This window comes from Micromonospora sp. U56 (assembly GCF_018070095.1).
GTDB lineage: Bacteria > Actinomycetota > Actinomycetes > Mycobacteriales > Micromonosporaceae > Micromonospora > Micromonospora purpureochromogenes.
Genome location: NZ_JAGPYL010000014.1, coordinates 41,120 through 52,923, shown reverse-complemented (window position 1 = coordinate 52,923; position 11,804 = coordinate 41,120). Strand labels below are relative to the sequence as shown.

10 protein-coding genes are annotated in these 11,804 nt (G+C 74.3%); 5 read left to right on the top strand and 5 right to left on the bottom strand.

Annotated elements, in window-relative coordinates:
• The first annotated feature begins 20 nt into the window (after positions 1-20).
• The 4 genes from KBX37_RS08010 to KBX37_RS07995 all read left to right on the top strand — a co-directional run bounded on the left by KBX37_RS08010 (position 21) and on the right by KBX37_RS07995 (position 5,445).
• Positions 21-1,214 (top strand): thiolase family protein, encoded by a 1,194-nt coding sequence (locus tag KBX37_RS08010; RefSeq protein ID WP_210775276.1) that lies wholly within the window; start codon positions 21-23, stop codon positions 1,212-1,214.
• Positions 1,211-3,280, top strand: coding sequence for a 3-hydroxyacyl-CoA dehydrogenase NAD-binding domain-containing protein (locus tag KBX37_RS08005; protein WP_210775275.1), 2,070 nt, complete (start codon positions 1,211-1,213; stop codon positions 3,278-3,280). The genes KBX37_RS08010 and KBX37_RS08005 overlap by 4 nt, the downstream gene beginning before the upstream one ends.
• A 150-nt stretch (positions 3,281-3,430) precedes the next feature.
• A complete protein-coding gene (locus KBX37_RS08000) occupies positions 3,431-4,408 on the top strand; it encodes a hypothetical protein (RefSeq protein ID WP_210775274.1) in 978 nt (325 codons plus the stop codon).
• Between the two features lie 167 nt (positions 4,409-4,575).
• The gene (locus KBX37_RS07995) at positions 4,576-5,445 is read left to right on the top strand and encodes a hypothetical protein (protein ID WP_210775273.1); all 870 of its coding nucleotides are present in this window, start codon (positions 4,576-4,578) and stop codon (positions 5,443-5,445) included.
• 55 nt (positions 5,446-5,500) lie between these two features.
• Here KBX37_RS07995 and KBX37_RS07990 read toward each other — a convergent pair whose 3' ends face one another.
• From KBX37_RS07990 to KBX37_RS07975, 4 genes are all read right to left on the bottom strand, one after another.
• Positions 5,501-5,887 carry a VOC family protein gene (locus KBX37_RS07990; RefSeq protein ID WP_210775272.1) on the bottom strand — a complete coding sequence of 129 codons (387 nt, stop codon included), beginning with the start codon at positions 5,885-5,887 and terminating at the stop codon, positions 5,501-5,503.
• 162 nt (positions 5,888-6,049) lie between these two features.
• The gene (locus tag KBX37_RS35570) at positions 6,050-7,162 is read right to left on the bottom strand and encodes an AEC family transporter (RefSeq protein ID WP_210775271.1); all 1,113 of its coding nucleotides are present in this window, start codon (positions 7,160-7,162) and stop codon (positions 6,050-6,052) included.
• A gap of 34 nt (positions 7,163-7,196) precedes the next feature.
• Complete coding sequence (locus KBX37_RS07980) at positions 7,197-8,411, bottom strand: HAMP domain-containing sensor histidine kinase (RefSeq protein WP_307848993.1); 1,215 nt, start codon at positions 8,409-8,411, stop codon at positions 7,197-7,199.
• Positions 8,408-9,076 carry a response regulator transcription factor gene (locus tag KBX37_RS07975; RefSeq protein ID WP_088963314.1) on the bottom strand — a complete coding sequence of 223 codons (669 nt, stop codon included), beginning with the start codon at positions 9,074-9,076 and terminating at the stop codon, positions 8,408-8,410. Before KBX37_RS07975 ends, KBX37_RS07980 begins: the two co-directional genes overlap by 4 nt.
• Before the next feature lie 132 nt (positions 9,077-9,208).
• Here KBX37_RS07975 and KBX37_RS07970 point away from each other — a divergent pair, with 132 nt between their 5' ends.
• Positions 9,209-10,390, top strand: a complete 1,182-nt coding sequence (locus KBX37_RS07970; RefSeq protein WP_210775270.1) for a peptidase C39 family protein — start codon at positions 9,209-9,211, stop codon at positions 10,388-10,390.
• A gap of 59 nt (positions 10,391-10,449) precedes the next feature.
• Here KBX37_RS07970 and KBX37_RS07965 read toward each other — a convergent pair whose 3' ends face one another.
• On the bottom strand, positions 10,450-11,739 hold the full coding sequence (locus KBX37_RS07965) for a PQQ-binding-like beta-propeller repeat protein (protein ID WP_210775269.1): 1,290 nt from the start codon (positions 11,737-11,739) through the stop codon (positions 10,450-10,452).
• Positions 11,740-11,804: the final 65 nt, after the last annotated feature.

The window sequence follows — 11,804 nt, the reverse complement described above, 5'->3', positions numbered from 1 at the left end:
GTGTCGGCTAGGAGGCTCAAGTGCCCCGTGAAGTTCGGGATGTCGTCTTCGTCGACGGCGTCCGTACCCCGTTCGGCAAGGCGGGTGGCATGTACGCCAACACCCGCGCCGACGACCTGGTGATCCGCTGCATCCGTGAACTGCTGCGCCGGAACCCGCAGCTGCCGCCGGAGCGGGTCGAGGAAGTCGCCATCGCCGCCACGACCCAGATCGGCGACCAGGGCCTGACCATCGGCCGCACCGCCGCCCTGCTGTCCGGGCTGCCCAAGACCGTGCCCGGCTTCTCCATCGACCGGATGTGCGCCGGCGCGATGACCGCCGTCACCTCCGTCGCCGGCGGCATCGCCATGGGCGCGTACGACATCGCCATCGCCGGCGGCGTCGAGCACATGGGCCGGCACCCGATGGGTGAGGGCGTCGACCCCAACCCGCGGATCATCGCGGAGAAGCTGGTCGACCCGTCCGCCCTGGTCATGGGCGCCACCGCGGAGAACCTGCACGACCGGGCCCCGCAGATCACCAAGGAGCGCACCGACGCGTTCGGGCTCGCCTCGCAGCAGAAGACCGCCAAGGCGTACGCCAACGGCAAGCTCCAGGACGACCTGGTGCCGGTCGCGATCCGCGACGCCGACGGCGGCTGGGGCCTGGCCACCACCGACGAGGCTCCCCGGGAGACCTCGCTGGAGAAGCTCGCCACCCTGAAGACCCCGTTCCGCCCGCACGGCAAGGTCACCGCGGGCAACGCGGCCGGCCTGAACGACGGCGCCACCGCCAGCCTGCTCGCCGACGAGGCCACCGCCCGCGAGCTGGGCCTGCCGATCGCCATGCGCCTGGTGTCGTACGGCTTCGTGGGCGTCGAGCCCGAGGTGATGGGCGTCGGCCCGATCCCCTCGACGGAGAAGGCGCTGCGCATCGCCGGCCTCACCATCGACGACATCGGCCTGTTCGAGCTGAACGAGGCGTTCGCCGTGCAGGTGCTCGCCTTCCTCGACCACTTCGGCATCGCCGACGACGACCCGCGGGTCAACCCGTGGGGCGGGGCGATCGCCATCGGCCACCCGCTCGCCTCCTCGGGCGTACGGCTGATGACCCAGCTCGCCCGCCAGTTCGCCGAGCACCCCGAGGTCCGCTACGGCCTCAACGCCATGTGCATCGGCATCGGCATGGGCGGCACCGTGATCTGGGAGAACCCGCACTGGGAGGGCAACAAGTGAGCGCGCTCGCCGCACCGAACGAGGTCGTCACCAAGGCGCTGCTGCGCGCGGTACGGGTGCCGGGGCTGGACAAGCCGGCGGCCCTGATCACCCTCGACAACGGCTTCGACCACACCAAGCCGAACACCTTCGGCCCGGCCGGCCTGACCAGCCTGGACGAGGCGATCACCGCCGCGCTGGCCGCCGACCCGGCGTTCATCGCGGTCACCGGCAAGCCGTACATCTTCTGCGTCGGCGCCGACATCGTCGGCCTGCCGGCGCTGGCCGACCGCGCGCAGGCGCTGGAGATCGGCCGGCTCGGCCACCGGGTCTTCGCCCGGCTCAAGGACAGCCCGATCCCGACCTTCGCCTTCGTCAACGGCGCGGCGATGGGCGGCGGCCTGGAGCTGGCCCTGCACTGCCACTACCGGACCCTGTCCCGCGGCGCGGCGGCCCTGGCGCTGCCCGAGGTCTCGCTCGGCCTGGTGCCCGGCTGGGGCGGCACCCAGCTGCTGCCGAACCTGATCGGCATCCCGGCGGCGACCCAGGTGATCATCCAGAACCCGCTGATGCAGAACAAGATGCTCAAGCCGAAGCAGGCTGCCGAGATGGGCATCGCGGACCTGCTGCTGGAGCCGGCCGACTTCCTGGAGCGGTCCCTGGAGTGGGCCGCCGGCGTGGTCCGGGGCGAGGTCACCGTGACCCGGCCCGAGGTCGACAAGGACATGTGGGGCGGCGTGCTCTACTTCGCCCGGCAGACCCTGGACCAGCGGCTGCACGGCGCGGTCCCGGCCGCGTACAAGGCGCTGGACCTGCTGGAGACGGCGAAGGACGCCGACTTCGCCACCGGCACCGCCGCCGAGGACGAGGCGCTGGCGGACCTGGTCTTCTCCGAGGAACTGCGCAGCGGCCTGTACGCCTTCGACCTGGTGCAGCGGCGGGCCAAGCGGCCGGCCGGCGCGCCGGACAAGGGCCTGGCCCGGCCGGTCACCAAGGTGGGCATCGTCGGCGCCGGCCTGATGGCCAGCCAGCTCGCCCTGCTCTTCGCCCGCCGCCTCCAGGTGCCGGTCGTCATGACCGACCTGGACCAGGCCCGGGTGGACAAGGGCGTCGGCTACGTGCACACCCAGATCGAGAAGGCCGTCAGCAAGGGCCGGATGGACAAGGGCACCGCCGCCAAGCTGTACGGCCTGGTCAGCGGCTCGGTCGACAAGGGCGTCTTCGCCGACGCCGACTTCGTCATCGAGGCGGTCTTCGAGGACCTGAACGTCAAGAAGCAGGTCTGGGCCGAGCTGGAGAAGATCGTCAAGCCGGAGGCGGTGCTCGCCACCAACACCTCGTCGCTGTCGATCACCGCGATGGCCGAGGAGCTGGAGCACCCCGAGCGGGTCGTCGGCTTCCACTTCTTCAACCCGGTCGCGGTGCTGCCGCTGCTGGAGATCGTCCGCGGCGAGCGCACCGACGACGCCACGCTGGCCACCGCGTTCGCGGTCGGCAAGCAGCTCCGGAAGTCCTCCGTGCTGGTCTCCGACGCCCCGGCGTTCGTGGTCAACCGGCTGCTCACCCGCTTCCTCGGCACGGTCTTCGCCGCCGTCGACGCGGGCACCCCGCTGGACGTGGCGAACAGCGCGCTGGACCCGCTGGGTCTGCCGATGCGTCCGCTCGCCCTGCTCCAGCTGGTCGGGCCGGCCGTGGCGTACCACGTGGGCGGCACCCTGCACGCCGCCTTCCCGGACCGGTTCGGCGTCAGCGAGAACCTCAAGCGGATCGCCGACTCCGGCCAGCCGATCGTGGTCGACGACCAGATCAACGACGAGGTCGCCAAGCTGCTCGTGGTCGGCGACCAGCCGCTGACCGCCGAGCAGGTACGCCAGAACGCGCTGGACGCGCTGGCGCAGGAGATCCGGCTGATGCTCGACGAGGGCGTCGTCGCCGAGGCGCAGGACATCGACCTGTGCATGATCCTCGGTGCCGGTTGGCCGTTCCACCTGGGTGGCGTCACGCCGTACCTGGACCGGACCGGCACCTCCGAGAAGGTCACCGGCAAGCGGTTCCTGCCGCGCGGGGTCGCCAGCCTGCGCGGCTGATCCCTCCCGCTGCACCGCGATCGCGTCTGGGGCACCGGTGCGGGCCCACCCGGACGCCACTTGCCCGGCCCGGTCAGACTTGGACGGGCAGCGCGGCCGGTCCACGGCTCGCTAACATCACGCGTTCTCACCCTCGCCTGGAGCTGATGCATGTCCACACCGCCGGTCGACCCCTGGTCCACGCAGCCGGAGCCCGGCTCGTACCCGCCTCCGCACCAGCCACCACCGCCCCCGGGCACCGGGCCGACCCAGGCCTGGCCGCACGTGCCGCAGCAGGGCGGCCAGCCCGACGCCACCCAGCCGTACGGCCGGCCGGCCGACCCGCAGCCCACCCAGCCGTACCCCGCGTACCAGTCGGGGCAGGCGGGGGTCCAGCCGCCGGCGCAGCCGGGCGGGTACCCGGGCGTGCAGCCGGACGGCTTCGCCGGCGCCCCGGCGTACGGCCTGCCGCCGGCGCCGCCGGCGGCGAAGAAGTCCCGGCTCGGCCTGATCCTGTCGCTGGTCCTCGCCGGGTTGCTGGTGCTCTGCGCGGGCGGCGGCGGCCTGGCCTACGTGGCGCTCTCCGACGACGACCCGGACCCGAAGGCCAGCTCGAGCCCCGGCGTCTCCGCCGCCCCGACCTCGGCGGCCGCCGAGCCGAGCCCGTCCGAGGAGGAGGTTGAGCCGGCCCCGAACATCCGGCTGGTCACGCCGAAGACGCTGGCCGGCCGGCCGAAGAACACCGAGCCGCAGCTGCGCCGGATCGCCGACGAGATGGTCCGGGACATGAAGTCCGGGGTACGCAACGAGACCGGCGCGGTCGGCGCCTTCTACGGCAGCGCCGGCAAGCGCAACCTGGTCATGGTGGCCGGCGCCTCCGGCCCGGTGCTCTTCCCCGAGAAGGAGCTGGACGACGCCGTCGCCGGGCTGTCCTCGTCGCTGGCGGTCAAGAAGATGTCCACGGTCAACCCCGGCCCGCTCGGCGGCGTGGCCAAGTGCGGCGCCGGCAAGAGCTCCGGCATCGCGCTCGGGGTGTGCACCTGGGCCGACGAGGGCAGCGTCGGCCTGATCGTGATGTTCTTCTCTTCGGCGGCCAAGGCCAAGGCCGAGTTCGCCACCATCCGGGGTCAGGTCGAGAAGCGCTCCTGAGGCGGAAAGCGCAGGTCACGGTGGCCGGACGCCCCGTTCGGGCGGCACCGGCCACCGCGACCGTCGACCTCGGACCGACCGGTCGTGCCCGGTGCGGACGGGGCAGCGGGTGCCGGGCGGGCTGGCTAATATCACGCGTCCTCACCTGACGATCTGGAGCTGACCTCATGTCGCAGCCGCCGTCCGATCCCTATCAGTCGCAGCCGGGAAGCGGCGCGCCCTACGGCTCGTACCCGCCGCCGCAGCAGCCAGGCGGATACCCGGCACCGCAGCAGCCCGGCGGCTATCCCCCGCCGCAGCAGCAGTCCGGGGGCTACCCGCCGCCGCAGCAGCAGTCCGGGGGCTACCCGCCGCCGCAGCAGCAGGGCGGTTACCCGGCACCGCAGCAGCAGGGCGCCTTCCCGGCCCAGGGCGGCCAGCCGTACGGCGACCCGAGCCTGCCGCCGGCCAAGAAGAAGTCCAACGTCGGCAAGATCGTGCTGATCTCGCTCGCCGTGGTGCTGGTGCTCTGCCTGGGCGGCGCCGCGATCACGTTCTTCGCGGTCAAGGACGAGGTCAAGGAGACCGTCGACGCCAGCAAGACCCGGGTGGTCGCCCCGGCGACGCTCGCCGGTCGGGCCAAGTCGACCGACCCGGCCCTGCTCAAGGGTGCCAAGCAGCTCGAGACGGAGCTGAAGAGCTCCCTTCCGGACGCCACCAGCACGGTCGGCGCGTTCTACGGCACGGCGGCCAAGAAGAACCTGGTGATGATCGCCGCCGCCTCCGGCCTGAACACCAACCCGACCAAGACGATGGACGACACCATCGAGGGCGCCGGCCAGAGCAGCGTGCAGCTCGGCGAGATGAAGAAGGTCGACGCCGGACCGCTGGGCGGGGAGGCCAAGTGCGGCGACGCCGAGGCCGCCAACGTGCCGCTCGGTGTCTGCGTGTGGAGCGACAAGGGCAGCCTGGGCATGATCATCGTCTACTTCAAGTCGGGTGACGAGGCCGCCGCCGAACTGCCCACCATGCGCGGGCAGATCGAGCAGAAGTCCTGACCCGTACGACCTGAGGAAGGCCCCGTCCACCGAGGTGGACGGGGCCTTCGTCGGCTCAGCCGGCCGTGGCGGCCCGCTCGGCGGCGCTGCGCAGCACGCAGAACTCGTTACCTTCCGGGTCGGCCAGCACCACCCAGCCGGAGCCGTCCGGCCGGCGGTGGTCGGCGACCTGGACCGCGCCGATGCCGAGCAGGCGCTGCACCTCCTCGTCCCGGGTCCGGTCGGTGGGCTCGATGTCGAGGTGCAGGCGGTTCTTCACCACCTTCTCGTCGGGCACGGCCAGGAAGAGCACCTCCGGCCCGCCCGCGGGCAGCAGCATCGCCTCCGGGTCGCCGGGGAAGTCGTCCGGCTGGCGGGGGCACTCGAAGACCTGGGCCCAGAACCCGGCCAGGGCGTACGTGTCGCGGCAGTCGATGCCGATGTTGTGGATCCGTGCACTCACGGTGTTCCTCCGCAGTGGATGGACGCGCCCCGGGTGCGTGGAATGTCAGCGGTGAACGGGGCGGGGCGCGGCATTGATCGTGATGGACATCTCCGCACCCCCTTCCGCCCGTCGGGCCGACGCGACGATCTTGTCATCCCAGCCCGGGGCTGACAACCCCGGTCAGCCCAGCAGCGCGCCGACCAGCGCCAGCGTCCCCATCGCGCACGCGGTGGTCACCACCACCGTCTCCCGGGCCACCACCTCGGCCCGCCCGTACTCCCGGGCGAAGATGTAGGTGTTCTGGGCGGTGGGCAGCGCGGCGCAGACCACCAGGGCCAGCAGATCCGTGCCGCTGACCCCGACCAGCCGCCCGACCGACCAGGCGATCACCGGTTGGACCAGCAGCTTCAGGCCGGAGAGCAGGGCCACCTCCAGCTTCGCGCCGCCCCCGCGCGACCCACCGCCGGTCACCGGGACACCCCCGGTGACCTCGCCGTCGGTGCTGCCCGCCGCGCCGTCGACCGCCGGCACCGCACGGACTGCCACGACAGCGCCGGTGGCGGCGACACCGCCGGAGGCCGGGGGGCCGGCCGCGCGCGGTCCGGTGCTGACGGGCGGTCCGGCGTCAGGAACCGGCCGGTCGCCGGCAGGCGGCCCGGCGGCGCGCGAGCCGGCGGTGAGCGAGAGGCCGAGCGTGACCAGCGCGGTCGGCACGGCCGCGGCGCCGAGCAGGGCGAGCGGAGCGCCGATCAGCTCCGGCGGCCGCCAGTGCAGGGCCGCGCAGAGCGCGCCCAGGGCCGGCCCCGCGATCACCGGGTTGCGCAGCGGCAGGGTCAGCAGCCGCCCGGGCCGCCACGCCCGCCCGGCCGACCGGTCCAGCAGGACCAGCACCACCGGGGTGACCACCAGCACCTGGAAGAGCAGCACCCCGGTGAGGAAGGTGGCGTCGCCCAGCACCTGCAGCGCCACCGGGATGCCCAGGTTCGCCGAGTTGACGTAGCCGGCCGCCATCGCCCCGATCGTCGCCTCGCCGCCCGCCCGGCGGCGAGCCACCGCGCAGAGGAGGAACGCCAGCGCCATGGTGGCGGCGGTGCTCGCCGCGAAGGCGCCGAGTGCGGGCAGGCGCACGTCCAGCTCGGTGCGGGACAGCGCGGTGAACAGCGCGGCGGGCATCGCCAGGTGGAAGACGAAACCGCCGAGCACCCGCTCCGCCTCACCGCCCAGCAGTCCGCGTCGTCCGGTCAGCCAGCCGAGCCCGGTGAGCACCCAGATGGGTACGAAGGCGGCGAGCACCTGGGCAGCGTACGGACGCCCGGGCGGGCCGGCGTCACCGCCTCCGGTGCGGCTCCGACCGGACGGCCGGCGCGGCGCCGCCGGAGCGGGCCGGGGGCGCCGGGCACTCGACGTCGGCGGCCGGCAGCGCGACGGTAACCTCCAGGCCGCCACCGGAGCGGGCGAGCACCGTCACGGTGCCCCCGTGCGCGTCACAGACCGCCCGGACGATGGAGAGCCCCAGCCCGGAGCCGCGCGCCCCGGTCCGCTCCCGTCCGCCCCGCCGGAACGGCTCGAACAGCCCCGGCACGTCGGCCTGGTCCACCTCGAACCCGGTGTTCCCCACCACCAGCCGGGACGTCCACCCGTCGGAGTCGGTGCGCACCCAGAGCCGCCCGTGCAGGTGGTTGTAGCGGACCGCGTTCTCGATCAGGTTGCCGGCCAGCCGGTCCAGCAGCCCCGGGTCGCCGACCACCGGGGCGGGCCGCAGCGAGGTCTGCACGCGCAGCCCGATCCGCTCCACCTCCCGGGCCATCGCGGACAGCGCGTTGGCGGTGCCGGTGGCGAGGTCGCACTCGGTACGCCGGGCCAGCCGGCGGCCGGTCTGCGCCTCGCTGCGGGCCAGCACCAGCAGCGCGTCCACCAGTCCGTTGGCCCGCTCCGAGGCGTCGCGCACCACGGTGGCCATCCGGCGGTACTCGGCGGTGTCCGCCTCGTCGTCGCTGAGCGTCACGTCGATCTCGGTACGCATCACGGCCAGCGGCGTACGCAGCTCGTGCGAGGCGTTGGCCACGAAGCGTTTCTGCGACTCGAACGCGGCGGCGATCCGGTCGAGCATCGCGTCGAAGGTGCGCGCCAGCTCGGCCACCTCGTCGTCCGCCCCGGACCAGCCGATCCGCTGGTCGAGGGTGGCTTCGCCGAGCCGTTGCGCGGTGGCGGTGACCTGGTGCAGCGGGCGCAGCGCCCGGCCGGCCACCAGGTAGGCCCCGGCCACCCCGACCACGCTGATCGCCAGCAGCGCGACGAGCCCCTTCAGCAGCAGCTCCTGCGAGGCGGCGTCGACGAGCTGGCGCTGCCAGTCGGCGGCGTCCAGCGACCGGCCGTCGGCCAGCAGTACGGTGGTGCCCGGCCGCAGCTCGTCGCTCGGGCGCAGCGCGTCACGGACCAGCAGCCAGGCCAGCACCACCAGGACCGCGCCGGCGCCGACCAGCAGCACCCCGTTGAGCAGGGTCAGCCGCAGCCGCAGGGTGGGGCGCAGCCGCCGGCTCACGCGCTCACCTCGGCCGTGCGGTAGCCAGCGCCGACGACCGTCTCGATCAGTGGCGGGTCGCCGAGCTTCTTGCGCAGGGTCATCACGGTGACCCGGACGATGGTGGTGAACGGGTCGGTGTTGGCGTCCCAGACCCGCTCCAGCAGCTCCTCGCTGGAGACCACCGCGCCGCGCGCCTTGACCAGCTCGCAGAGGACGCCGAACTCCTTGTTGGTCAGGTCGACCGGGGCCCCGCCCCGGGTGACCACCCGGCGGGCCGGGTCGATCACCACGTCGCCGACCTCCAGCACCGGCGGGGCGGCCGGGGTGGCCCGCCGGCCGAGCGCCTGCACCCGGGCGACGAGTTCGTCGAAGGCGAACGGCTTGGGCAGGTAGTCGTCGGCGCCGAGGCCGAGCCCCTCCACCCGGTCGGCGACGCTGTCGCTGGCGGTCAGCATCAGCACCCGGGTCAGGGTGCCGGAGGCGGCCAGGTCGGCGCAGATCTGGTCGCCGTGCACGCCGGGCAGGTCCCGGTCGAGGACCACCACGTCGTACCGGGTGACGAAGGCGGCCTCGTGGCCGGTGTCGCCGTCGTACGCCACGTCGACCGCCATGCCGCGCTTGCGCAGCCCGCGCGCGATCGCGTCGGCGAGATTCCGCTCGTCCTCGACCACCAGCACCCGCATCCCGACCTCCTCGCCGACCTGCCCGACAACCTAGTGCCGACCGCCAAACCGACGTCACCGCCCGCCCGGGTCGTTGCAAGAAACCTCCGGGGTACGGGATGCTTTTGGCACTGATCTACAGGGGGACGGGCCGTGACCGCGACACCGACCGGGCGGGACATCGCCTACCGGGGCTTCCGCCTCGCCGTCGACGCGCGCCTCGGCACCGGCGTCGGCGTCCGGTCGCACGCCGGCGGGCTGGAGCTGACCGACCCGGTCGACCGGCGCACGCACGACGGCGGGACGTACGAGGTGGGGAGCTGGACCGCTCCCCCGGTGCCGGCCGGCTTCGCGGTCGCGGAGCTGGTGCCCTCCTGGACAGCCCGGACCCCGCCCGGCTGCTGGGTCGAGGTGGAGCTGCGCGGCTGGCACGCGGACGCCCCGACCACCGGCTGGTACACGCTGGCCCGCTGGGCGGAGGGCGAGGAGCCGGTACGCCGCACCTCGGTGCCGGGGCAGCGGGACCCCGACGCCCGGGTGGACACCGACACGCTGGTGGTCGGCGAGGCCACGGTGACCGGCTGGCAGGTCCGGGTGACCCTGCTGCGCCCGGTGGGCGCGGCGACCGGCCCGGTGCTGCGCACGGTCGGCGCGGTCGCCTCGGGACCGGCCCGCCGCCCGCCGATCGGGCCGGCGGCCGGCGCGGGTGTGGCCGGCGCGCGGGGCGTCGTGCTGGCCGTGCCCCGCTACTCCCAGCGCCGGCACGCCGTCGGGGGCGAGTCGCGCTGGGGCGGTGGCGGGGACTCCTGGTGCAGCCCCACCTGCATGTCGATGGTGCTGGCCTTCTGGGGCGCCGGGCCGCCGCCCGAGCGGTACGCCTGGGTCGAGCCGCCCGGCCCCCGCCCGGTGGTGGTGCACGCCGCCCGACACTGCTACGACCACGCGTACGACGGGGCCGGCAACTGGGCGTTCAACACCGCGTACGCCGGACTGCACGGGGTGGAGGCGTTCGTCACCCGGCTGCGCTCGCTGGCCGAGGCGGAGGCGTTCGTGGCCGCCGGCGTGCCGCTGGTGGTCTCCGCGGCGTTCCGCGCCGGTCAGGTGCCCGGGCTGGACTACGACACCCGGGGGCACCTGATGGTGCTGGTCGGCTTCACCGAGGCCGGCGACCCGGTGCTCAACGACCCGTACGCGCCGGACGACGCGTCGGTGCGCCGGATCGTGGACCGGGCGCGCTTCGAGGCGGCCTGGCAGGACGGCAGCGGCGGGGCGGCGTACGTGGTCCACCCGGCGTCGGTGCCGCTGCCCGCGCCGCCCGCCCAGCCGAACTGGTGATCAGCGGGGCGGTCGGACCCGTTCGACGCTATGGCCCACCTCGCCCGGGTCGATGACGGTCATCGGTTCAGCCGCCAGATGCCGAAGCCACCGCCACTGCGGCGACACAGCAGCAGTCGCGGGCCGGCCTGACAGTCGCCGGTCACCCCGGCGAGCACCTCGAGGACACGGGTCCGGCCGCCGGCGACGTCCAGTTCGGCGACGAACAGCCGGTCGCCGTCGGCGGGCCGTACCCCGATCGGCCGGTCCCCGGCCGGATACCGGCCGGACACCTGCCAGGTGCCCAGGTCGGTGACGGCCCGCCCGGTGGCCGTGTCGAGGACCGCGAAGGAGTCCTGTGCGCCGCTGCCCGGGCCTCTGACCAGCATCCGGCCCTCCCGCTCGATGAGCGTCTCGTGCCAGCGGGTGGCCCGCCACCGGACGTTTCCGGTGGCCCGGTCCAGCGCCCACATCCCGCCGGTCTGCCCGTACGCGCAGAGCAGCGGCCCGCAGGCGGCGAAGTAGGCGACCAGTCCCAGCCGGATCTCCCAGCGCCGGTCCAGCTCGTCCAGCCCGTACGCGGTCACCAGGGCGGCGTTGTCCCGGAGCATCAGCAGCAGTTCGTCGACCGACTGGCTCCGCTGATGGACGGGGAGTTCGCCGGGGCGGAGGTCGGCGCTGCGCAGCCGCACCCCGCTGCGGGCGTCCCAGACCTCGACCTGCCCGGAGGAGGGGCTGGCCACGATCCGGTCGACACCGTCGGGCCGGAATCGGTAGGTGGTGGCCTCCACCGGCGTCGCCACCGACCAGTCGACCCGCCCGGTGGCCGGGTCGACGGAGCTGACCCGCCCCGGCTCCGCGCTCTCGTTCTCCACCGCCAGCAACGCGTCCCCCGCGGGTGCGACGTGCCCTGGCCGCTCCCAGCGCAGCCGCCCGGTGGCCAGGTCGAACGCGAGAGCGCGGCGCGGCCCGGCCTCGACCGAGCCGCCGGTGACCAGCACCACGTCCCGGTGGACGAAGACCGCACCGTCGGTGCCGGCGGCCGGCAGCGGCGTGCGCCACAGCGGCTCCAGTGGACCGTCGCCCACCGCCGGGACGGCGTACGCGGTCAACTGCCCGCCCCGCCCGGCGGGCGCGTCCGCCGGGTCCAGCAGGAACAGCCGGTCGCCCTGGAGGAAGGCCGTGGTGGTGGACCGGGCCGGGACGGTGAAGCTGGCCGCCACCGCCACCGGGGCCGCTCCGGCCAGCGAGACCAGGGTGAGCACGAGGGCCGCCGCCACCCGCGCCGGCCGCCCGACGGTGCGCGGCGGACGCCGAGGCGGTTCCGGCGCCGACTCCTCGCGGACGTCACCCAGATCGATGAGCGCCACGCCCGACCACCCCCCGACCACTGGCTGCCGGCCGCAGCGCACCGTGTGGGACGCCCCACCGGCCC